Below are 24657 nucleotides of genomic sequence, written 5' to 3'. Positions count from 1 at the left end.
ACTGAGATTATCTTTTTATATTTTTGTCAAAGAACCAATATTTGCCCAAGGATTCTAAGCACGCCCTATGGATAAAAGAAAACCAAACATCATTGCTGTAGACACGGTAGAAAATGAATCGACCCTGACACTTCATGTTAGCGGAGATATCACCGACTTTAATGGGCACTTCAAGAGCTTCCCTATTCTACCTGGCGTCACGCAAATTGATTGGGCACTTCACTACGCAGTCCAAGAGTTAGGCGTTCCTGGTTTCTTTAAAGGAATGGAAGTCATTAAGTTCCAAGAGCCTATCCTGCCTGACGCTACAATCCAGCTATCACTCAAATGGGATGCTGACAAAGACAAGCTGAGCTTTAGTTACACATCAAACAACGGTGAACAGACCCACTCTTCAGGCAAAATGAAGCTGGGAGAAAAAAGTGAATAGCGCTCCCGTCGAGGCTACTTCTCAACACCACACAAAAGAAAGCAGCTACAAGGCTTGCTTCCTTATCCCGTGCTTTAACCATGGCGCAACCATGCCGGCTGTGGTGTCGTCACTTCATCATTTTGAGTTACCGATCATCATCGTTGACGATGGCAGTGAACTCACAACAAAACAGTTTCTGTCTCCCCTAGCAGAGAATTCAAACGTAACCTTGGTGACGCTTGAACAGAACCAAGGTAAAGGCGGCGCAGTAAAAGCCGGAATCAAAAAAGCGCAGCAACTAGGCTTTAGCCACGCTATTCAGATAGATGCTGATGGGCAACACGACCTGGAAGCCTTGCCAACATTGATTGAGGCCTCACAAGCTAAGCCACAACGTCTGATATCAGGCCAGCCTATCTACGACGACAGCGTACCCAAAGCAAGGCTCTATGGGCGCTACGCGACACATATCTGGGTATGGATAGAAACCCTTTCTTTATCAATTAAAGACAGCATGTGTGGCTTTAGAGCGTATCCTATCAACCAAACTCAAACTGTGTTGAATAAGTACGATGTTGGTTCGAGAATGGACTTCGATATCGAGATTTTGGTTCGCCTGTATTGGGAAGGTTGCGACATAGACTTCGTTGAAACGCGCGTTATCTATCCTGAGAACGGCATCTCTCATTTCGATGCGTTGTGGGATAACGTCAAAATCAGTTGGATGCATACACGTCTATTCTTCAGCATGCTGCCAAGAGCACCAAAACTGATTGCTCGCCATTTCAAATCCGATTCAGCTGATAATAACCCAAATTTATCGACTGATTCAGAGCCGCAAGCTTCTGAACAACCACACTGGTCCCGCACTCAAGAACGCGGCACAGTATTAGGCATTAAGCTGTTATTAGCCATTTATACCTTGTTAGGTCGCGGTGTGTTCAACCTCATTCTGCGTGGTGTGATGCGTTACTACCACTTGACGGGCCAGCGTGCGCGAAACGCTTCCGAACAATATCTATTCCAATTAAAAGCCTATGCGGAACAGCAAAATATTGAGCTCCCCGGAGAACTAACCAGTTACAACCATCTGCTTTCATTTGGCCATACGATGCTCGACAAGCTCGCGGCATGGAAAGGTGATTTCTCGGCAGATAACCTGACTATTCATGGCCAAGACCAGTTCGAGAGCATGGTGGCAAATAAGCAAGGTGTGCTAATCCTTGGATCTCACCTTGGCAATATTGAGCTGTGCCGAGCTTTAGGTCGCAGACACTCGAACATCAAAATCAACGCCCTGGTTTTTACAGAACACGCCGAACGTTTTAATTCCGTGATGAAAGCGGTTAACCCGCAGTCTGATTTAAATCTGATTCAGGTGACATCGATGGGGCCTGATACCGCTATCTTGTTACAACAGAAACTAGAGCAAGGCGAATGGATCGTGATTGTTGGCGATCGAACTTCCACCAGCAAAGAGAGCCGCTCAGTATGGGCTGAGTTCTTAGGTAAGGAAGCTCCATTCCCTCAAGGTCCATTTATGTTAGCCTCGGTTCTCAAAGCACCCGTATTTTTGCTGTTTGGGTTACGCGACGACTCACAATCTAAGCCGCATTTTAATGTCTATTTCGAGCATTTTAGCAACAAGATCGAGCTACCAAGAAAGACTCGCGAACAATCTTTACAGCAAGTCGTGCAAAAATACGCAAATCGACTTCAGCACTACACACTGCAAGCACCGCTTCAGTGGTACAACTTTTTTAATTTTTGGACATTGAGCAAGCACCATGACGAAAAAGAATCCAAATAGCATCACCTTTGGTGCCGAGCGCCTCACGATTGAGGATGTTGTCGCTATCTCACAAGGCGCAAAAGCCTCGATGAACACAAGTGAAGCATTCACATCTAAGATCGACCGTGGTGTCGCTTTCTTAGAACGCCTATTGAAAGAAGAAGGTGTGATTTACGGTGTAACGACGGGTTACGGTGACTCATGTACGGTTGCGATTCCGCCAAACCTAGTTGACGAGCTACCACTGCATTTAACACGTTTTCACGGCTGTGGTTTAGGTGAAATATTGTCTCACGAACAAGCTCGTGCAGTCCTTGCAACTCGTCTTTGTTCGTTATCACAAGGTGTCTCTGGTGTGACTCACGATCTACTCAACCAGATCGTTACCCTAATCAACCAAGACATCTCACCACGCATTCCTCAAGAAGGATCGGTGGGTGCCAGTGGCGACTTAACACCTCTGTCTTACTTAGCCGCAGCACTGATTGGTGAGCGTGATGTAATCTACAAAGGTGAAGTGCGCCCAACCAGTGACGTCTACAAAGAGTTAGGAATTAGCCCTATCAAACTTAAGCCAAAAGAAGGCTTGGCGTTGATGAATGGTACGTCTGTAATGACGGCATTAGCTTGTATCGCTTACAAGCGTGCGGAATATCTAGCTCAGCTATCAACTAAGATCACCGCTATGGTATCAGTCGGTATGCACGGCAATGACTTCCATTTCGATGAAGCGCTGTTTGCAGTCAAACCTCATCCTGGTCAACAACAAGTTGCTGCATGGCTGCGTGATGATCTGCAAGCGGATCGCCCGCCACGTAACAGTGATCGCCTCCAAGATCGTTACTCTCTGCGTTGTGCACCGCACGTTATCGGTGTCGTTCAAGACTCTCTGCCTTGGCTACGCCAAATGATTGAGAACGAACTCAACAGCGCTAACGATAACCCAATTATCGATGCCGACAATGAGCGCGTACTGCACGGTGGACACTTCTATGGTGGTCATATAGCAATGGCAATGGATACACTAAAAACAGCGGTAGCCAACCTTGCAGACCTACTTGATCGACAAATGGCGCAGTTGATGGATTACAAGTTCAACAACGGCTTACCATTTAACCTAACGGGTGCTGAAGGCGAACGTAAACCAATCAACCACGGTTTTAAAGCGGTACAGATTGGCGTTTCAGCTTGGACAGCAGAAGCATTGAAACACACCATGCCAGCAAGCGTGTTCTCTCGTTCAACCGAGTGTCACAACCAAGACAAAGTCAGCATGGGCACCATTGCGGCTCGTGACTGCTTACGCGTTCTTGAACTGACTGAACAAGTAGCGGCAGCGTCACTTCTGGCGGGTACACAAGCGCTTGAGCTTCGTAAACGCCACAATGAGCTTGATGAGCACCACATGAGTGAAAACCTAAAACACATTCGCGACGAAGTACTCAAAGAGTTTGAATTTATCGTAGAAGATCGACCACTTGAAGGCGATCTACGTCACTTCATTGCTCGTATTCAAAGTCAGCACTGGTCACTTTACTCATAGAGTAGCTAACTTAATAAAGTAGTTAACCTCATAAAGTAGCCAACCCTTTACGCAATATTGTTGAGAGCGATTTATGTCTGAAATCCTTCATCCATTACAATCTGAGGTGACGCTTATCACCTCATTCCAAGATGCCGACCCAATGGGCGTGATCTATCACGGCAACTACTTCCGATTTTTTGAAGAAGTTAGGCGCATCATGATGGATAAGATTGAGTACAACTACCATGAGATGAAGGATTCGGGCTACATGTGGCCGATCATCGACACGCGCGTAAAGTACATCAAAGCGATACCGTTTAATCATCAGATCAAGGTATCCGCTCAGTTAACTGAGTGGGAAAACCGCTTGCGTGTTGACTACGAAATTCACGATGCCAACACAGGTGCTCGCATGACACGTGCTCACACCATGCAGGTTGCCGTCACCATTAAAGAGCAAGAGATGTGCTTTGCCTCACCGAAAGTGTTTACTGACAAAGTCGAACACTGGCACCAGTTTGGTTGCTTACCTCTAGCAGCTGAACATCAAGCGCAAGCCTCTAACCCACAGCAGGTGAATCATGAGTCTGTTTAAAGGTAGTCGCAAACACATCAGTATCTTTTTGCTAGGGCTTGCTTCTGTGATGGTAAGCGGCCTTGTCAGTGCCAAGGAGAACACAGCTGTCGTCGGTTCTATTTCAGAACTGCAAACTGTGCTCAGTGAAAATAGTATTGTTCGTGGCGAGTTTACTCAAACACGCAATATGGAAATGTTCGCCCAACCTTTGACGTCACAAGGTGCTTTCCTGTTAGATAAGTCGAACGGTTTACTTTGGACACAAGCTACCCCCTTTCCTGTGAGCTTGGTACTCACCGATAATAAACTGAGCCAAAGGTTTGCCGATCAACCCGCTAAAATCATCACCGATAAAGAAAACCCAATGGCGTTTTATTTCAGTCATATCTTCTTGTCGGTGTTTCATGGGGATACGCAAAAACTTCAGGAACAGTTCGCACTCGATTTTGAGCCAGCAACTGTCACAAGCTCTGATGAAAATACAGAGAATAAATCTTGGACACTGACTCTCAAGCCTAAAAATGCGCCGATGAATGCGGTATTTGAAGCCATTACTCTGCAAGGTCAAAATGATATTGAACGCATTGAACTGAGAGAAGTTCGTGGGGACAGCACAGTGATCGAATTTAGCCAGTTAAGCCATCTACCGGAAGTATTATCAGATGCTGAAGCGCAACAATTCCAATTCTAGCCTAGCCCTTGCTTGGCTTGTTGTCGTAATGCTATTTAGCGGATTGTTGATCAAACAATTCGCTTTTTCTTCGTCGGTACCCATTGAAAGCAACATCATGAAATTGCTGCCAGAAAACCAGCAAGACCCCATGGTAGAGCAAGCCTTTCAGCAAATATCCAGCTCGATGAGTGAGCAAGTGGTGTTTATCATCAGCGCCCCCGACGTCGAACAGGCTATGACAGCGACTGACGCTTTTGAAAAAAAGCTTAACCAAAGAGCTTTCTCAAATCAGCCAACTCTGTTTAAGCAAGTTCAAGGCAAAATCAACGCAAGCACGCAAAGTCAGTGGAGCGATTTCTATTTTCGTCACCGAGCTCAACTTCTCACCCAACAACAAAAAGAGACGCTGACACACTCGCCGGATTCGCGAGCTCAATATGTCATTCAATCTCTGTACAACCCGTTCTCAGGCGTCACTGCAGCAGAGCTATCTCACGACCCATTCCTGCTATTTCGCGACTACATCAGTGCAGTTGGCGTTCAATCAAGTAACTTTGTTCTGAAAGAGGGATACCTCACCGCTCAATCTAATGACCGAACTCATATTTTGGTCACGGCGACTCTGGCGGGTTCGCCTTATAGTTTGGCGATTCAAGAACAACTTCCTGATCTTGATTCAATTGAGCGTCAGATCGAAAAGCAGTTTGGTGTCAAAGTGCAGCATACCGGTGTGGTGTTCTACGCCAATTACGGTACCGAAAGCGCGAAATCAGAAATCAGTACCATTGGTTTGGGCTCATTGGCAGGTGTGATTTTATTGGTGTGGCTGACATTTCGTAGCGCCCTCCCACTTGCCTTGTCTTTGCTTTCAATCAGTACTGGGTTGTTGGTTGCCCTTGCAAGCACTGTCGCTATCTTCGGCAAGGTTCACCTATTTAGTTTGGTGTTCGGTGCCAGCTTAATTGGCGTATCCATCGACTACTCTTTCCATTACCTAACCGATCGTTTGGCGGCTGGTAATCAATGGCAAAGCGACAAAGGCTTGAAGCACATTATCGTTGCGATCACCTTGGGTCTGATCACCAGCTTGATTGGCTACTTAGGTTTGTTGGTCGCGCCTTTCCCGGGATTACAGCAACTTGCTCTGTTTTCGTCGATTGGACTGATCGCAGCTTACGCCAGTGTGGTGTGTTGGTATCCGGTTTTAGCGGCAAAACCAAGCCAAGAACGACCTCTTCCATTATCGAAGCTTTGGCACACTTGGTTAAGCCTCTGGAGCAACCAAAAATTTAGAATTGGCTTACCATTAATAGTGACTGTCGTTAGTTTGATATCACTCAGCCAAATTCGCTACGACGACGATATTCGTCAACTTCAAGCGATGCCAGATAAACTCAAACAGCAAGAACAAGCCATTACTGAGATATCAGGATTAGGCAGTGGTCAAAATATGCTGCTGGTGACGGCCAACAGCGACCAAAAACTGCTAAAAAAACTGGCAGAGATCACCACTAGCTTAGATTCTTTGGTCGATAGCCAAGGTATCTCCGGATATCGCAGCATCAATCAACAATTGTTAAGCAAACAAGAACAACGTGATAACTATCAACTGGTTGAACAACTTTATAGCCAGCAAAGCCATATCTTACAGAACACTCTTGGTTGGCCTAGCTTTCCAGAGTTACCTATGTTCGAGGAAATCACGGTATCTGGATTTTTAGAATCACCAGTATCAGAACCTGTTCGACCACTTTGGTTAAAACCGATCGATGGGCAAGCCGCGTCGGTCATTTTGATCAAAGACGTCACAGATTCAGAACAGTTCTCTCAATGGCTCGATTCAAGCTTTGCTCAGCAACAAGGTGTTAAATACCTTAATAAAGCCGATGAAATCTCCGCTCTCTTTGCGGAATACAGAGTCAAGATCACCGAACTATTATTGATAGCGTTAGCCGCTATTGGGATGGTGTTAGGTTGGCGTTACGGTGTGAAGCAAAGCCTGTTAATGCTGTTGCCATCGTTAATTGCCGGAGTGGCGGGATTAGCGGTCACGGGTATTTTAGGTTCCACGTTGAACCTGTTTAATCTGCTGGGCTTGATTCTGATTTTAGGGATTGGCATCGACTACACCTTGTTCTTTGCTGAGCAGAAGAAATCACTAAGCACCTTATTAGCGATTACCTTGTCTGGCCTCACGACGCTACTCTCATTTGGCTTATTATCGTTGAGTCAGACTCATGCCATTCATAGCTTTGGGGTAACGGTTCTGACCGGGATCTTTGTCGCGTGGCTACTTTCTCCGCTCGCGATCAACAGTAGTAAAAGCGTAGAACGCCCAACCTCTCGAGAGGCTTTTAGATGATCAAGACATTAAAGGTAACCTTCGCCACACTAGTGGGTATTCTACTCACTGCCTGCTCGATGGTTTCTCAGCAGCCGAGTGGTGCCAGTGTGTCTATCGACAATGACACCGAGCTAACACTACCAATGCCAGCTGAACTAGGGTACTCCCTCACGGCCAGCCAGCTGATTAGCGCTACGTGGGAAACCGACACACAGCAGCTTCCTGTTCAAGTCGAAGTCACAGCGGATAAAGTGGTATTAGCGGGTTTTTCCTCTTGGGGAACGCGCATCCTATCGCTGCAATATCAGAATCAAGTGATCGACACACAAGTTCTATCCGGCCTTGGCGCAACTTTGCCGCAACCCGAACAGGTGCTTTTTAATTTAATGCTGACCTTATGGCCAGCAGACGCATGGGCGCAACCTTTACAAGGCATAGGTTGGCACCTAGTCGATACCGACAAAACAAGAACCGTTTTTGACGACAACCAACAAGCCATCATTAGTATTGAATACCAAGCAAAAGTCGGCGAACCAAAGACATCTGGAGAGATTGTTTTCAAGCATCTAATCCAAGGCTATACCATCACCATACAAACGTTGAACTCAACGATTGTCGACAACCCAAGTAAGAGTTGAACACTATGACTATTTACATCCAAGACTGTGGCTTCCACTCAGCGTTAGGCTCAGAGATTGCCGATATTCATGGCTGTCTAAAAGACGAGCGTGAATCAAATATGGTCGAAGTGCACGATATGCTGAACGATGGTAAACACACTGTCGTTGGTCAGATCGCGGGTGAACTACCACCGATTCCTTCAGATCTTACGCAATACGCCACTCGCAACAATCAACTGGCGCTGTCGGCTCTTCACCAAATTGAAGATTCTATCGAGCAAGCCAAATCTCAGTTTGGCGTAGATAGAATTGCTGTTGTTATTGGCACCAGTACATCTGGGATCTCCGATGGTGAAGCAGTCTTCAAACAAAAATTGGCAAACGGCGAGTTTCCAGCAGATTACCATTACTCAAAACAAGAGCTTGGTGATACCTCAGAGTTCGTTAGCCAGTATTGCGCATTAACGGGGCCAAACTACGTCATATCTACGGCTTGCTCATCCAGTGGCCGCGTATTTCTGACCGCCCAGCGCTTATTAGATTCAGGTATGGCTGATGCCGTGTTAGTGGGTGGTGTGGATACATTGTGTAAGCTGACACTCAATGGTTTCCACGGTCTTGAAGCACTCTCAACAACACATTGTAAGCCATTTAGTGCAACCCGAGAAGGTATCAACATAGGAGAAGCAGCGGCATTTATGTTGCTCAGCAAAACAAAGTTAGCCGGTGTTAATGCAGCACATGACACGTCAAACATTGCCTTATTGGGCTGTGGGGACAGCTCTGATGCACACCACATTTCAGCGCCTCACCCTGAAGGCAATGGTGCTGAACAAGCAATGAAAAAAGCGTTACATTCTGCACAGTTAAACGCAGAAGACATTGGTTATATCAATGCACATGGTACAGCAACGCCACTCAATGACTCGATGGAAAGTAAAGCCATTCATCGTATTTTTGCAAACAAGGTTCCCGTCAGTTCTACCAAACCGCTGACCGGGCATACTCTAGGCGCAGCAAGTGCGATTGAGGCTGCAATTGCGTGGCATATTTTGAAATATGACTTACCGCTTCCCTTACAAAAATGTCAGGATAAAGCTGAAGATATTGAGATTGATTTGGTAAACTGTTCACAGAAACTTAAAGCAAAGAACATCTTAAGCAACTCGTTTGCTTTTGGTGGCAACAACATTAGCCTGATTTTTGGTGTAGTAAATGACTGATATCCCTTCTGTAGACCAACTTCTCCCTCACGATGATCCGATGATATTAATCGATCGTGCTATCAGCGTAGAGGCGTTGTCGATCTACTGTCAGGTCGATATTGGTGACCATAATCTGTTCTTTGACGCCGAATCTCAAACGGTACCAGCATATGTTGGAATCGAGTTTATGGCGCAGTCTGTAGCGGCATGGTCTGGATATCACGCACTTAAAAACGGCACCACGCCCCCAATCGGATTCTTACTCGGCTCTCGTCGCTATAAATCACTGTGTGATGAGTTTACTCAAGGTCAGACCCTTGATATCTACGCCGAACAGATGATGGAAGACAGCGGTATGGCTGTGTTTACCGCAAGAGTCGAAGACCGAGGTGAGTTAGTGGCTCAATGCCAACTCAACGTCTACGTGCCGACCGAACAAAAATTACAAGAAATGAAAACTAGGAGCCCATCATGAGCCGTCAGGTTTTAGTCACTGGTGCCAGTAAAGGTATTGGTAAAGCGATCGCTATTCAACTCGCGAAAGACGGGTTTGAAATCGCCGTTCATTACATGGGTGACAAGCAAGGTGCTGAAGAGACGCTAAAGTCGATCACCGAACTGGGTGGCGCTGGACGTCTTATTCAATTTGATATCAGCAAACGAAGCGAGTGTCGCGAAAAGCTTGAGTCTGATATCGCTGAACATGGTGCTTACTATGGTGTAGTGAACAACGCGGGCATTACTCGTGACACTGCATTCCCCGCGATGACGGAAGAAGAGTGGGATGGTGTGATCCATACCAACCTAGATAGCTTCTACAACGTACTTCACCCTTGTGTAATGCCTATGGTTCAAAAGCGTAAAGGTGGCCGTATCGTCACTCTAGCGTCGGTATCCGGCATTATGGGTAACCGTGGTCAAACTAACTATGCTGCAGCAAAAGCGGGGGTGATTGGCGCAACTAAGTCTCTTGCTCTAGAACTCGCAAAACGCAAGATCACGGTAAACTGTGTCGCTCCTGGCTTAATTGACACAGGTATGGTTGACGAGCACGTGAAAGATCATGCACTTCCTCAAGTACCACTGCGCCGTATGGGTGAGCCGGAAGAAGTAGCCGGCCTAGTCAGCTACCTAATGTCTGATATTGCAGGCTACGTAACTCGCCAAGTGATTTCAGTAAATGGAGGCTTAGTATGACCCGCCGCGTTGTTGTAACTGGAATGTCTGGTGTTACTGCTTTTGGTAACGACTGGCAACAGATAGAGCCTAAGCTAAAGGCCTGTGAAAATGCGACTCAATATATGCCAAGCTTCGAGCAATATGATGGTCTCAACACAAAACTTGCCGCGCCTATTGATGACTTCCAACTGCCTAAACACTACAAGCGTAAGCAAGTGCGTGGCATGGGCCGTGTATCACGCCTAGCAACCGTTGCGACTGAGAATGCATTGGAGCAAGCCGGCTTAATTGGTCACGATGTATTGACCAATGGCGAAACTGGTATCGCTTACGGCTCTTCAACTGGCAGTACCGATGCGGTTGGTGCTTTCGGAGTAATGCTGAACGAGAAGTCGACACGAGCAATCACAGCAACCACTTACGTTCAAATGATGCCACACACAGCCGCGGTAAACGTAGGTCTGTTCTTTGGTCTGCGTGGCCGCGTGATTCCCACCAGCAGCGCCTGTACTTCAGGAAGCCAAGCCATTGGTTACGCCTATGAAGCGATCAAGCATGGTTACCAAACCGTAATGGTTGCCGGTGGTGGTGAAGAGTTATGCCCAACTGAGTCTGCCGTTTTCGATACCCTTTTCGCTACCAGTTTAAAAAACGACACACCCAAGAAATCCCCTAGCCCATACGACAGCGAGCGTGATGGCTTGGTTATCGGCGAAGGCGCTGGAACCCTGATCCTTGAAGAGTACGAACATGCTGTTGCTCGTGGCGTAAAGATCTACGCAGAAATCATAGGTTTTGCGAGCAACTGTGATGCGGCTCATGTGACTCAACCTCAGATGGAAACCATGCAAATCTGTATGGAGAAAGCATTGAGAGACGCACAACTTCCAGCTGAGAAGATTGGCTATGTTTCTGCGCACGGTACTGCGACTGAAAAAGGTGATATTGCAGAGAGTAACGCGACAGCGAATATCTTTGGTGAAGTACCAATCAGCTCTCTTAAGAGTTACTTTGGCCATACGCTTGGTGCATGTGGTGCAATTGAAGCGTGGCTCAGCCTAGAGATGATGCATAGCGGTTGGTTCAGCCCAACCCTAAACCTTAAGAATGTCGATGAACAGTGCGGCAAGCTCGATTACATCACGGGCTCAGGTCGCGAATTGGATGTTGAATACTTGATGAGCAACAACTTTGCTTTTGGTGGAATCAACACCTCTATCATCTTCAAGAAAGTCTAAGCTTAGCTACATAAAACGCTAAGTAAATAAAAAGGTTCATCGCGGATTAGCGGGAACTAAAAACAAAAACGGTAGTAAGTGATATGGTTTAGTCGCCAAACAAAAATCATACACAAACTACCGTTTTCATGCCGAATCATACTTTCCTATCTTCATTCTGGGAAGGCTTTCAAATAGTAAAGTCTCACCAGACAGCATCACTTATTACCCTGACTCTTAAACCTAACTCTTAGGCTAAGTGCCTTTGTGGTCTCGAGGCCGAGGCTATTCATGAGTATCAATGGCGTCATGTAAAAGAGGCCATGTTGCTCGGTGTTCCTGTTGAACTTTCCGTTCAAACACGAAGAATCAAGTGTCGTGACTGCGGCATAAAAACAGAGTCTCTATCTTGGTTAGAGCCTTATGCTCGTATAACGAAGCGCTTAAAAAGTTATATAGAACAACTGCTGCCTCTTCTTCCCATTAAGCATATCTCCCAGTTAACAAGCGTACATTGGCACACCATTAAAGAGATAGATAAACGCCGACTTCGCCAAGTGGTACCGTCAGTGAAATGGGAGGGGCTAAGGCAACTCGTCATGGATGAGTTCGCTATCTTTAAAGGACATCGGTATGCCACGGTCATTGCTGACGCTAAGACTCACCAAGTCATTTGGATAGGGTTAGGCCGTAGCCGCAAGGACATACGACCGTTCTTCGAGCTGTTAGGCAAGCATGGCAATAATATCGAAGCGGTCGCGATGGACATGAATACGGCTTTTGACCTTGAAGTTCAAGCGCATTGCCCGAACGCAAAAATCGTTTACGACTTATTCCATGTTGTTGCTAAGTTCGGTCGTGAGGTAATGGATAGAGTCAGAGTCGACCAAGCCAACAAACTCAAGCAAGATAAAAAAGCGAGGCAATGGGTCAAGCGCTCACGCTGGGTGTTGTTGAAAAATAGAGGCAACTTAAATCCACGGCAAGACAGCTATCTTACAGAAATATTGAATATCAATAAGGACTTAATGACCACTTATATACTCGGGGCACAACTCAAAGAGCTTTGGTATTGTGAATCAGAAGCACATGCTAAAGGGCTCTGGGAGGCTTGGTGGGCACAAGTACAAGAGAGTGGAATTAAGCCATTGAAAGAGTTCGCACGAAAACTGAGTCCTTATCTTCACGGTATTATCGCATCGGCAAGTTATCCGCTAAACACCTGCACCCTAGAAGGGATAAACAACAAGATAAAGCTAATCAAGCGAATGGGGTATGGGTATCGAGATACCGACTACTTCTTCTTGAAGATAAAAGCGGCTTTCCCCGGAAAGCCGCGATGAACCTAAAATAATCGGAACAACTAGCCAGCTTAGAAGAACGATAAACCTGATGTTCTATCGCTATTAACTATTAGAAGATCTATCGATCATTATCAGCATCGAATAATATCGTATAAGTAGAGTGACTGATCGCCCCCCTCCCCCTGAATGTTAAACGATGCAATAGAGTTGCTATATTTGATGGATCAAGGCCTTCAAACTAGAGTTTAGGCTGACCAAAAGATCAGGCAATATCCTCGTATTCGATCCCTCTGCCGCTAAACCCCACTATGCTACTCATTATAAAGTCACTGAGCACTCCAGCCAAGAATGCCATAAAGGTTGCCCTAGCATTTTGTTTAGCTATCTACCTTGCGTTGTATTTTAACCTTGAGAAGCCTTACTGGGCGGCTATCGTGGTCAATATATTGGCCATCACTGATACTATTACTGCTGGCAAGAAAAAAGGCATTCTCAGATTGTTGGGGACGCTTTGTGGCGCGTTTGTCGGGCTTTGGTTAATCGCTGTTTTTGGGCAAGATCGATATTATTTTTTAGCAAACATCGCACTGTTACTCGCAATTTGTATATACATGGGTTCCGATCCGGTCATCGGCTATGCTTACATTACGGCATTTATTGTCTGCATCCTGCTGGCGATATCTGGCAGCTTTGATGGTGTAGCTACATTTAATATTGCGGTACTAAGGCTGCAAGAAACCCTGCTTGGCTTCGTGGTCTATACGACCATCTATAGCGTGGTTTGGCCTGAGGATGATGACACACGCTTTAACAACGAAGTCAGTGTTGTTTTAGAGGCGATGTCTACCCTCATTCATTCACTCGCTTACAATGACTCAGCGCAGCGTTTCCAGTTACACACGAGCTGCGAGTTAAATATTGAAAGCCCGACCTTCAAAGCGCTGAACGATCTGATGCGCCTGCCCGATTTGCATGGCCGTATGCCTGCCAGAAAGCAGTGGAAGCATCAACAGCAAACTCAAGCAATCTGGGTTGCCAAACAGTTACTGCAAAACGCCCATGCTCAAGGGGTTGATCACAATGATTTTTCGATACTTAACCAGGCTATGGCTTTTATTGAAGCATCATCGGTTAATGTCGATTACAAGCCCCCTTTTCCAGAGACAGTCAAACAATTCTACCAGGGTAACTTTAAGAAAAAGCGCTTATTTGCCCGATTACTTGACAACAGCCAGCAACGATTAAGCAATACGTTAGTCGGCACAATGAGCTTCATCTCAGCAATTCTAGTCTGGATATATCTACCAATATCATCGGGAAGTCTGTTCATCATTAACAGTGCCATTTGCGCCTTGATATTAAGCAACATGCCTAGGCAAATGATAAAGCACTGGACCATTGGCTACTTAGCCTTTGGGTCACTGTTCCTCATTCAGTATGTTCTGCTGTTACCTTCGATGACCGAAGTATGGCAATTAATGGCATTTTACTTTGTTAATGTCTTTATGGTGTATCGCCTGTTCGCTGGTAATCAGTGGATGGTCTATCGAGTTCTCGGGGGCAACCTATTAGTAATGATTACCATGAGCGCAACGCAACTTGTGCCTGTTTATGACGTCACTACCCCTTTGAACCTACTCATTTATATGATGGTTGCACTGGCTTTCATCCGCTTTTACACCCGCTTAATACACCGTAAAAGTTAACCACTATAACCTCACACAAAGACCACTAAGGCATAAAGTAATGAAAATGAGCAAATGCTCTGCGCTTGTCGTTATCGACCTGCAACAAGGTATCGTTGATCAATTACCGGAAACCGTGTCCCGACCGATCATAGAGAACAGCCTTGCTCTCTGCGATGCATTTGATGATGCTGATTTACCCGTAATTATTGTTAATGTAGCCGGTCGTCCACAAGGCCGAACGGAACTGCAAAATAAAGCGGCTCAGCCTGACGCATCAAAGATCGTATGGGGAGAGGTCATCGAAAGCCTGCGCCTAAACCCTAATTATCGCTATCTAACCAAATATTCCTGGGGTGCATTTACCAACACAGATTTGCAGAATCAGCTTTGTGAGCAAGGTATTACGGATATTTATCTGACCGGGGTAGCAACAAGTATTGGGGTCGAATCAACGGCTAGACAAGCATTTGAACTGGGTTATAACGTGGTGATTGTCGAAGATGCGATTGCAGATATGAACCCGATGAACCACCAGCACAGCTGCCAAAATATATTCCCAAAACTCAGTGTTTTAGCAAAAGCTCAAGACTTGCTATAACTGTCTCGTCCTAAAATACGTTGACCGTATTTTCATTAAACAATAAAAAGCCGACAGCGAATTAAGCTGTCGGCTGATGATCGTTCTATCTCAAGTACATTCTATCTCAAACAAGAGAAATAGGATTAAGCGTTAGCTTCACGCTCAGCAATGAACTCAAGAGCCATCTTGATGCGAGCGATTACGCGCTCTTTACCAACAAGCTCCATCACTGCATCAACAGAAGGAGACTGACCGCCGCCTGTTACTGCTACGCGAAGTGGCATACCGATTTTACCCATGCCGATCTCTAGCTCTTCACATACAGCTGCAATTACACCATCTTTGATGTTTGCAGTAGTGAAATCTTCAAGTGCTTCAACCTTAGCAAGAGCAAGCTCTAGTGGGCCTTTAGCAACACCACGTAGGTGCTTCTTCGCTGCACCAGCTTCAAACTCAGAGAAATCTTCGTAGAAGTAACGAGATTGCTCAGCAAGTTCGATAAGCGTGTTACAACGCTCGCCAACTAGCTTGATCACTTCAGTGATAGCTGGACCGTTTGTTGTATCGATCTTCTGTGCGTCTAGGTGCCATTGCAGGTATTTTGCAACGTACTCAGGCTCAGATGTCTTGATGTAGTGGTTGTTCAACCAAAGTAGCTTATCAGTGTTGAATGCAGAAGCAGACTTGCTGATAGCGTTCAGGCTGAAGAATTCAATCATCTCTTCTTGAGAGAAGATCTCTTGGTCACCGTGAGACCAGCCTAAACGAACTAGATAGTTGTTTAATGCATTTGGTAGGTAACCTTCATCGCGGTATTGCATTACAGAAACAGCACCGTGACGCTTAGAAAGTTTCGCACCGTCATCACCAAGAATCATTGCACAGTGAGCGAACGTTGGAACTGGCGCGCCTAGTGCTTCATAGATGTTGATTTGACGAGGTGTGTTGTTGATGTGGTCTTCACCACGAACAACGTGTGTGATACCCATGTCCCAGTCATCCACTACTACTACGAAGTTGTAAGTTGGTGCACCGTCTGTACGACGAATGATCAGGTCATCAAGTTGGCTGTTTGCGATTTCAATGCGACCACGGATTTGGTCATCAAATACTACGCTGCCTTCTTTAGGGTTACGGAAACGGATAACGCACGCATCGCCTTCTTTTGCTGCTTCGTTTGCTGCAACAATTTTAGGGTGGTTAGCATCGTAGCGAGCCATTTCTTTGTTTTCTTCTTGCTCTGCACGAATTTCATCAAGCAGCTCTTTAGACGCGTAGCATTTGAATGCTTTGTCTTCAGCAAGTAGCTTATCAACCATTTCGTTGTAACGGTCAAAACGCTTAGATTGGTAGTAAGGACCTTCGTCCCATTCCATACCCATCCATTGCATGCCTTCTAGAATTGCATCAACCGCTTCTTGAGAGTTACGCTCAAGGTCTGTGTCTTCGATACGTAGAACGAATTCACCGCCTTGGTTTTTAGCGAATAGCCAAGAGTAAAGTGCAGTACGTGCACCACCAACGTGAAGATAGCCAGTTGGGCTAGGAGCAAAACGAGTTTTAACCGTCATTTAAATACCTTGATTATGTAGGTGATTCTTTTAGTGCTCGCCATTACAAGGCCTGCAATAGTCAAACATCACTAAATTTTGGGCGCTATTTTATCACCACCGCTTAAATCTACAATCAGTAGTGAATGATTAATGCGCTGTTGTTGTACGAAAGCCGTTATTGAAAGGCCAATTACGCCCTTAAAGTCGTAAATAGATAGTCTTAGCAAGTAGATTATAGCCGCACATTCTTAATTTCCCTCTTCCATTCCAAACTGAAACCACCAGCTAGCACTCCACCAAGATCAAATTCTTGAATTTATGTTTGACCTTACCCTTACGGGAAGGTTTATGTTAGGCGTAGATGAGAATTGGAGTATCGATATGAACTACTACACAACGGCGCTCAACGGCCTAAATTGCATGGGTTGCGCGAAGAAAGTTCGCACACTGTTTAGCGATCTCGACAGCACGATGATTAATGACATATCGCCGACCTACATCGATATTTCGACTCCATTTAGTTACATTCAGCTCAACGAACAGTTAGCAACGCTTGGCTATTCTATGGGTAATCAGCTGCACCTTTCGCTATCCGGTCTGAGTTGCGGCAAGTGTGTGAGCAAACTGACTAAAGCGCTTCAAAAAACTGAGCAAGCCTTAAACCTAGAAGTCAGCAAACAGGAATTATCACTGGTTACTCTGCTTTCTGAGTCTGAGGTGATTAAGCTGGTCGAAAGCCTGGGTTACCACGCAGCTCCCTACTCAGAAACGAATGACCTTTCATCGAGTTCAGATTTAGAAGACGAACAAGCAGATAAAAAGAGTGAAGATAAAACCGCAGCTAGCCAATATACCTATCACCTTGTTCTTGAGGGGATGACTTGTGCGAGTTGTGTCTCTTCGGTAGAGAAAGCACTGAAAAAGAATGAGTTTGTCGACCAAGCTCAGATCAACCTTGCCGAACAAACTGCCTTGGTTTTCACCTCCAAAACACGTGATCTCATTGAAAACAAGCTCATCGAATCAGTCAAAGCTGCGGGGTATGGCGCCGAGTTTGTTGATGATGCGGCAACACAACAACAAAAACAGCAAGAGCAACAACTTCGCACTCAACAGGTCTTCCTAAAAAATTCAGTGAGTGCGCTACTGCTTGGGGCACCGCTAATGGCATGGGGCGTGTTCGGCGGCAGCATGACCATTACTACATTTAACGACCAACTGGCTTGGGGATTCATTGGTGTGGTTTGTTTAGTGTTGTTAGCCACTTCTGGACGCAGCTTCTTCACCAATGCTTGGCAATCCTTGATGCATAAACGCGCGACCATGGACACGCTAGTAGCTTTGGGTACAGGCGCAGCATGGTTCTACTCAATGTTGGTTGTGCTCATTCCATCATGGTTCCCTGAAGCTTCTCGCCACGTCTACTTTGAGGCGAGCGCGATGATCATTGGCCTTATTTCTTTGGGTCACTACATCGAGGCCAAAGCCAAAGCTCGCACTACAAAATCGCTACAGGCACTGATTAATTTACAGCCTCAAAAAGCGATGGTTATCGTCGATGGCAAAGAGCAAATCATTGCTGTAGAAGCTATCCAAGTGGGTATGCAGATACGTGTCAAACCGGGTGAGAAAGTACCGGTTGATGGAGTTGTGGTATCAGGTGAGTCTTACATCGATGAATCCATGCTAACTGGTGAGCCGCTTCCTAACGTAAAATCAGTTAATGATGGCGTTTCTGCAGGTACCATTAATGGTGACGGCAGCTTAATTATTGAAGCGACAGGAATTGGCTCAAGCACTATGTTGGCTCGCATTATCCAGATGGTTCGCCAAGCACAAAGCAGTAAACCTGCAATTGCCAAGCTTGCCGACTCTATCTCTGCTGTTTTCGTTCCTGTTGTAGTCGCTATCGCTACCATTGCCGCCTTAGTTTGGTTTTTTGTTGGCCCACAACCAAGCGCCAGTTACATGTTAGTGGTATCAACCACAGTGCTGATCATCGCTTGTCCATGTGCCTTAGGCCTTGCGACACCACTTTCAATTACTGTCGGCGTTGGCAAAGCCGCTGAGTTTGGCGTTCTGATCAAAGATGCCGATGTGTTGCAATCTGCAAGCAAAATTGATGCTGTCGTGTTTGATAAAACAGGCACCCTAACCCAAGGTAAACCAAGCGTTCAACAGGCCTTTTACCCTAATCTAACGGAACGGGAATTACTGGCTTACGCTTATTCCGTGGAAGTAGGATCTGAGCACCCACTCGCCAAAGCCGTTTGCCAATATGCCGAAAACCTAGAAGTTTCAGCACTCCCACACAGCGACTTTGAAAACCGCCGAGGCCTTGGAGTACAAGCCAACATTAACGGAAAACACGTCCAAGTCGGCTCTCTTAAATACCTAACCCAACTTGGTATTGATACTCAAATAGGCCGTGACTTTATCGAACTTTGCCGTACACAAGCATGGACGCCAATCTTCGTAGTCATCGACCAAAAACTGGTAGGCATATTAGGCATTTCAGACGCATTAAAAATAGATAGCACACAAGCCATTGCTCAACTAAAATCCGCCGGAATTCACACTGTGCTATTAACAGGCGACAACGATTCTGTTGCTCAAGCGATTGGCAAAAGCGTCGGTATTGATGAGGTTATCTCGGAAGTACTACCAGAGCAGAAAGCTCAGCATATTGTTCAGCTTCAACAACAATATAAGAGTGTGGCTATGGTTGGAGATGGCATTAACGATGCACCAGCACTTGCTCAAGCAGATATAGGCATAGCAATGGGTAGCGGCAGCGATGTGGCGATTGAAAGTGCGCAAATGACACTACTCAACTCGTCGCCATTATCTGTCAGTAACGCGATTGAGCTTTCCCAAGCGACCGTGAGAAACATGAAGCAAAACCTGTTTGGTGCCTTTATCTATAATTCACTTGGTATTCCAATTGCGGCTGGTGTGCTCTACCCATTCTTTGGATTTTTACTTAGCCCTGTCGTTGCAGGCGCTGCGATGGCGATGTCATCAATCACCGTAGTCAGCAATGCCAACAGATTAAGACTGTTCAAACCCACTCATTCTAATATCAACAAAAACCATATTCATGAGGTTAACCATGATTCGTAAAATTATGACTCTTACTGCACTCGCTGCAATCTCAGGACAAGCTTTAGCTACTGATGTTCTAAACCACAAATCTCCATACTGCGGCTGCTGCACAGAATGGACAGAACATATGCGAGATGCTGGGTTCGATGTTACTGAGAAGCTCCACGATGATATGAACCCAATCAAGCAGAAGCTAGGGGTAACACAGGAGTTAGCCTCTTGCCACACTGCAGAGATCGACGGATACGTATTTGAAGGACACATTCCAGCAGATGACATTAAAGCCTTTCTAGAAAACCCACCACGTAATGCGATTGGTTTAGCGGTTCCGGGTATGCCAATGGGTTCGCCAGGCATGGAATATGGCGATAAGAAAGACGAGTATTCTGTGTATGCGTTTAATGAAAAAGGTCAGGTGTTTGAATACCGTCACTACAACGGGAAATAGAACCTAAACAGACCAACACACAGCAATAAAAAGAAGTCATAAAAATAGAGCCTAGCATTCAGTAATCCCAAGACTGTGGTTTACTTGCTAGGCTCTTTGCTTTTGGACAGTAAAGCAAATCTTGTCGCGGCACCAACCGGGCTGTTAGTACCGCTATGTTCCCCTCGCTAATTAGATAGCAAGCTATTTAGCAAAAAGCTATTTAGCGAAGAAGCTCACTCGGCTAATAATCTAATAGACTAAGCAACCAAGCGAATCAGCTTAGAAGCCGTAAGAAGCACCGAATACGAATGCGTTGTTCTGCTTAGAATCGCCGTTCGCGAAGTCTACGCCGTTAGCTTGGCTACGGAATTCAAAGTAAGGTTGAACACCTTGACGAGTCCATGTTGCACGTAACTCGTGGTCCATCGCTTCAGCATCAATCATGTATACGTTGTTGTAGCTAAGCGCTAGGTCAGCATTCACTGTGTAAGCAATGCGGTTATCCATGCGGTAGTCTGTGTCAGCGTTAGCAGAAGTATCATCAATGTGTGCACGAGTACGGTTGCTAATAGAGATACCGTTGTCGAAGTTGTAACCGATCTTAACTAATGGACGGAACTGAATGCTTTCACCCGCAGAGAATAGATGTTGGTAACCAGCAGCAACCCATAGGTTGTCAGTGATATTGAAAGATTGCTCACCACCTACAGTGATACCAGGAGTAGTATTACCTGCGCCGCCATTTTCAGATTCAAGTTTGCCCAGTTGGATACCATCAAACTCAGAATAAACCGTGAAACCGCCTAGAGAGTTATCAAACGTGTGACCAGCTTCTAGCGTAGAAGTCATGTCAGAACCGTGGATACGGCCATCGTCATGAATTTGGATGTTACCCGTTACGTAAGAAGAACCAGCAAAAGCACTAGAAGCGAAAGCAAGAGAAAGAGCACTTAGAGCGATAATTTTTTTCATAGTAAACTGCCTTAGTTTAATTTTTTCAGCGGCACATCTTCGGTACATCATTCACCTTCACCGCTTGAGTAGTTGGTAGCCTCCCTGGCATGAAATCTATGTTGCTCGAATTAATTCGCGTTTAAAAATAAAAGGAACAGCAGAGTGATCCCTCTCACTATCAAAAAAAGACAAGTTATTTAAAACTTTAAAATCAACAACTTAAAAACATAAAAATTGATAAAAAACTTAAGATGGAAAAATATACAGATCGGGATCACGTTATTTCACGAAGAAAAATTAGATCTAGATAGTTGAATCACATCTGATTTAGAGTTTTTTACAGGGGGCTTATTTTTTGAAGAGAATAATGAGAAGCGCGTCACTTTTGGGATTAAAGTCACCTTATGTGCATTGTTGATGATATGACCAAAGGCGATTTCTATATGTTTCAATTTTGGATATGCACCTAATTCGCAGTAAACAAAAAGAGCTCCCGTTTTATCTTGAATAAGATAAAGGTCAGGAGCTCTTCTACTAATAGTGCTTATCGATTATTTAACTGAGGTCACTCGACTTACTTTCTCACCACTTTCTGAAATAGAGCGGATGTAAGTCTCACCAGAAACTGATGGACGTTGTTGCTCATCGTATGTTAGCCAGTTTTCGCCATCAGCAGAGTATTGCAGCTCTACACCTGGGAATTGAACGTTCATCGCTAGCTTACCGTCAACAACCTTCGCACCTGGAACTGGTAGTCGGTAATCAATACCCGCTTTTTCTAGCTTAGCTAGCTCACGTTGACCAAGAATATTCGCGAAGCGATTAAAGTCGCTGTTCAACGCTTGCTTATTCACTAAGTTAGTTTCTTGAGAGTATTCAACACCAACCTTGTAGTCGTTTTCCCAATCTGCTCGGTGCCATGCGCGCTCTGCTGCTGCCAATACGCGAGGGAACACCATGTATTCATATTGCTCGTCAGTACGTACTGTTTCTGACCAAAGTTGAGCTGACAGACCGTAGAAAGGTTTCGCTTCAACCTCACCTTTACCAGTAAAACCATTGCCATCACGGTCTAATGATGTTTCTGCGTTTTGTGGCATGTTTTCTGGTGCGAAGCCAAACATCTTACGAGTATCGGTTGCACGTGTTGCCCAGTAGTAACCACGCTCTGCGGCATCTACTTCGTATGGCATATCCATGTATACGTAATCTGGGTTAGAGACAATCACGTCATACCCTTTTGCTGACCAATCGTATACTGATGAAGTTCCGCCCCAGTAAAGAACGTCCCAGAAGTTCACGCGTGTACTTTCGGTCGCAAATGCTTCCTCGCCTTCGCTGTATTTCAGACCATCTTGCCATGCTTGGAAGTGGGGAATACCCTTCTCAGCAACAATCTTAGAAACCTGTTCTGCGAAGTGGCTTGGTAGATGACCGAAATCGCTTACAGTACCATCAGCGATCAATGACTGACATTGTGGTGATTGTTGGAACGGCTTATCTTGCTTAGACAAATCGATGTTGCCTTTCCAAGCCACTTTATCTTCTGCATTAATATCTTGTAAGCCTGCGCCTAACTTAATGTTTTTCGCTTCATCGCCACCAAAGTGCCAAGTCGTTAGCGGAACACCCGCTTCTTGGTGCATTGCTGCCACTTCAGAGATCACTTTATCAACAAAGTGAGTCGACGATTCCATACATGGGTTAATGAAGCTTTGCTTATCGTAGAACTGAACGGTCGTCACGTTCGATGTATCTTGTGGATCCATCAGACGGTATTCGTTCGCTTCCGCTTCTTTACCTTCCGCCATTAGGCGAGTGTAACGTGCTTCCATTGATACCACAGCTGAACGAGCGTGTGCTGGCATATCAATTTCAGGGATAACTTCGATGCTGCGCGCTTTAGCGTAGCTTAGGATCTCGACGTAATCCGCTTTACTAAAGAAACCAGAGCCAAAGTTGTCTGTTGTTGGACCAGAACCTAGCTGAGGCAGTAAGCAGCTTTGTTCATCCAAATCAAAACAACGATTAGACCCTACATCCGTTAGCTCTGGTAAACCTGGAATTTCTAAACGCCAACCTTCATCATCCGTTAGGTGAAGGTGCAGTTTATTCATCTTGTATGCCGCCATTTGATCTAGCGTTGCTAGGATGGCATCTTTTGAGTGGAAGTTTCGAGCAACGTCCACCATCACACCACGATAATCAAAGCGCGGCGCATCTTTAATTGACAGTTGTGGTAATGATTCAGCGTTCTGACTATCTATTAGGCCAAAAATAGACTGAACTGCGTAGAAAGCACCCGTTTTATCAAACGCTTTAATTGCAATCCCCTCTTCCGAGATGCTTAGTTCATAAGCGCCAGATTTCGCTAAATCACCCGTAAACTGAGTAGGAACAACAGCGACACTCACAGGTAGGTCGCCACTCACATCTACGTTTACCACATCTGCACGTTCTTCAATTGCTGCGAATTGCTCAGCGTCGAATGCGTCTTTAGGTAGGGCAATACCACCAGCAATGCTAACTGAACCTTCACCGGCTTCTACCGACATTGGCGTTGGTAGTAAAGTAGTTGATACGTCTTGCGTTGCTAGATCAGCATTCTTTTCAAAACGCGTCACCGCTGTCGCCATTACGTTATTATCATCAGGCGTACGCTTAAGGTTATTACCCTCTAGACCAGTTACGAACGATGCAACATCTTCTGTATTCAATGATGCAATCATCTTAGGTTCTGCGTTTGGCGCCGTCACGAATGCACCTGGCATAAAGTCAGTTTCAAACAGTTGCCAGTATTCACTCGTTAACGGAAGAACCACTTCTTCACCAGCCGCAAAGCCGTCAAATTTTTCAGTAGGTTCTAGCTTGTGAAGGTCACCAGTAACGCGAGTGATCTTAAATTGCTCATTATCAACATCTAAAATAAGACGAATACTGTGGAAGTAGATGCTCCAATCTTTAGAGTCAATCGCTTCACCGTCATTGGTTAGCGTCATGTTCACTTTATTACATGACGCCCATTCAGCACCTAGGTCCTGACAAGCCAAGCCTTCATTCGCACCATGATTAGTTAGAATTTCGTACTGAACATCAAGATTATCAGCCAGTGCATTCACTACTTTTTGTTCTGGTGCTTGCGTTACTGCACAACCTGTTAGGCCAGCCAATACCGCTACAGATAGTAAGTTTCTCTTCAACATCGTATTCACCCATAAATTAAAAATTGAGTAAGAAGCAAAATGGAGCGCTTCGAAAGTTAGATAAACTATATGGGCTTATTTTTTACCGTGAATTAAATCGAGCTAATAAAGTGATCGGCTTCAAATCTAAAAAATATTGATAAATTTAATTTAAATAAAATCATCAAGTTACAAGCAACGGCACTTCCGTCATTTTAATTTTGACGTAAAATTTGAGAAATGAATCACAATCTTTTTTACCGATTTCATAAAATCGTGTCATTGGTAGTCAGAAAGGATTTAGAGTTTCAGCGTAT

The 24657-nt window shown here is 45.3% G+C and carries 18 protein-coding genes and 1 pseudogene; 16 read left to right on the top strand and 3 right to left on the bottom strand.

All coding sequences use genetic code 11. The annotated features are described in order from the left end of the window. Positions 1–67: 67 nt before the first annotated feature. From AB4583_RS11620 to AB4583_RS11555, 14 genes and pseudogenes are all read left to right on the top strand, one after another. Complete coding sequence (locus AB4583_RS11620) at positions 68–430, top strand: 3-hydroxyacyl-ACP dehydratase (RefSeq protein WP_017062276.1); 363 nt, start codon at positions 68–70, stop codon at positions 428–430. Then, on the top strand, positions 423–2222 hold the full coding sequence (locus tag AB4583_RS11615) for a glycosyltransferase (RefSeq protein WP_017062277.1): 1800 nt from the start codon (positions 423–425) through the stop codon (positions 2220–2222). Before AB4583_RS11620 ends, AB4583_RS11615 begins: the two co-directional genes overlap by 8 nt. Then, complete coding sequence (gene hutH / locus AB4583_RS11610; RefSeq protein ID WP_017069011.1) at positions 2200–3747, top strand: histidine ammonia-lyase; 1548 nt, start codon at positions 2200–2202, stop codon at positions 3745–3747. Before AB4583_RS11615 ends, hutH begins: the two co-directional genes overlap by 23 nt. A gap of 73 nt (positions 3748–3820) precedes the next feature. Then, positions 3821–4324 (top strand): thioesterase family protein, encoded by a 504-nt coding sequence (locus AB4583_RS11605; RefSeq protein ID WP_017069012.1) that lies wholly within the window; start codon positions 3821–3823, stop codon positions 4322–4324. Continuing rightward, positions 4311–4997 carry an outer membrane lipoprotein carrier protein LolA gene (locus AB4583_RS11600; protein ID WP_017069013.1) on the top strand — a complete coding sequence of 229 codons (687 nt, stop codon included), beginning with the start codon at positions 4311–4313 and terminating at the stop codon, positions 4995–4997. The genes AB4583_RS11605 and AB4583_RS11600 overlap by 14 nt, the downstream gene beginning before the upstream one ends. Beyond that, entirely contained in the window at positions 4969–7341 is a 2373-nt protein-coding gene (locus AB4583_RS11595) for an MMPL family transporter (RefSeq protein ID WP_372117401.1), read from the top strand. The genes AB4583_RS11600 and AB4583_RS11595 overlap by 29 nt, the downstream gene beginning before the upstream one ends. Next, positions 7338–7961: a DUF3261 domain-containing protein gene (locus AB4583_RS11590; RefSeq protein WP_017069015.1), complete on the top strand. Its 624-nt coding sequence runs from the start codon at positions 7338–7340 to the stop codon at positions 7959–7961. The genes AB4583_RS11595 and AB4583_RS11590 overlap by 4 nt, the downstream gene beginning before the upstream one ends. Before the next feature lie 5 nt (positions 7962–7966). Then, entirely contained in the window at positions 7967–9166 is a 1200-nt protein-coding gene (locus AB4583_RS11585) for a beta-ketoacyl-[acyl-carrier-protein] synthase family protein (RefSeq protein ID WP_017069016.1), read from the top strand. After that, complete coding sequence (locus AB4583_RS11580; protein ID WP_017069017.1) at positions 9159–9623, top strand: hotdog family protein; 465 nt, start codon at positions 9159–9161, stop codon at positions 9621–9623. Before AB4583_RS11585 ends, AB4583_RS11580 begins: the two co-directional genes overlap by 8 nt. After that, positions 9620–10345, top strand: coding sequence for a 3-ketoacyl-ACP reductase FabG2 (locus AB4583_RS11575; RefSeq protein WP_017062285.1), 726 nt, complete (start codon positions 9620–9622; stop codon positions 10343–10345). The genes AB4583_RS11580 and AB4583_RS11575 overlap by 4 nt, the downstream gene beginning before the upstream one ends. Next, positions 10342–11565 (top strand): beta-ketoacyl-ACP synthase, encoded by a 1224-nt coding sequence (locus tag AB4583_RS11570; RefSeq protein WP_372117396.1) that lies wholly within the window; start codon positions 10342–10344, stop codon positions 11563–11565. Before AB4583_RS11575 ends, AB4583_RS11570 begins: the two co-directional genes overlap by 4 nt. 128 nt (positions 11566–11693) lie before the next feature. Continuing rightward, positions 11694–12887 (top strand): annotated as a pseudogene (locus tag AB4583_RS11565) (ISL3 family transposase). Positions 12888–13156: 269 nt separating this feature from the next. Beyond that, complete coding sequence (locus AB4583_RS11560) at positions 13157–14554, top strand: FUSC family protein (protein WP_372117393.1); 1398 nt, start codon at positions 13157–13159, stop codon at positions 14552–14554. A 46-nt stretch (positions 14555–14600) separates the two neighbouring features. After that, positions 14601–15134 (top strand): isochorismatase family cysteine hydrolase, encoded by a 534-nt coding sequence (locus AB4583_RS11555; RefSeq protein ID WP_372117389.1) that lies wholly within the window; start codon positions 14601–14603, stop codon positions 15132–15134. Between the two features lie 125 nt (positions 15135–15259). Here AB4583_RS11555 and gltX read toward each other — a convergent pair whose 3' ends face one another. Beyond that, the gene (gene gltX, locus AB4583_RS11550; protein ID WP_017069020.1) at positions 15260–16687 is read right to left on the bottom strand and encodes a glutamate--tRNA ligase; all 1428 of its coding nucleotides are present in this window, start codon (positions 16685–16687) and stop codon (positions 15260–15262) included. 300 nt (positions 16688–16987) lie between these two features. On the opposite strand from gltX, the gene AB4583_RS11545 reads away from it, so the two are divergent. Together AB4583_RS11545 and AB4583_RS11540 are read left to right on the top strand one after the other, a co-directional pair. Further along, positions 16988–19792 (top strand): copper-translocating P-type ATPase, encoded by a 2805-nt coding sequence (locus tag AB4583_RS11545; RefSeq protein WP_372117386.1) that lies wholly within the window; start codon positions 16988–16990, stop codon positions 19790–19792. Further along, a complete protein-coding gene (locus AB4583_RS11540; RefSeq protein ID WP_017060536.1) occupies positions 19782–20222 on the top strand; it encodes a DUF411 domain-containing protein in 441 nt (146 codons plus the stop codon). Before AB4583_RS11545 ends, AB4583_RS11540 begins: the two co-directional genes overlap by 11 nt. A 261-nt stretch (positions 20223–20483) precedes the next feature. On the opposite strand, the gene AB4583_RS11535 is transcribed toward AB4583_RS11540, so the two are convergent. Beyond that, positions 20484–21176, bottom strand: a complete 693-nt coding sequence (locus AB4583_RS11535) for an oligogalacturonate-specific porin KdgM family protein (protein ID WP_017064150.1) — start codon at positions 21174–21176, stop codon at positions 20484–20486. A gap of 533 nt (positions 21177–21709) precedes the next feature. Further along, a complete protein-coding gene (locus AB4583_RS11530; protein ID WP_017071188.1) occupies positions 21710–24361 on the bottom strand; it encodes a beta-N-acetylhexosaminidase in 2652 nt (883 codons plus the stop codon). Positions 24362–24657: the final 296 nt, after the last annotated feature.

The sequence above is a fragment of the Vibrio sp. 10N.222.49.C12 genome (genome assembly GCF_041475025.1).
In the GTDB taxonomy this organism is placed as follows: domain Bacteria; phylum Pseudomonadota; class Gammaproteobacteria; order Enterobacterales; family Vibrionaceae; genus Vibrio; species Vibrio crassostreae_C.
The sequence above is the reverse complement of the archived record's forward strand: the minus strand, read 5'-3'. Positions and strand labels throughout refer to the sequence as shown.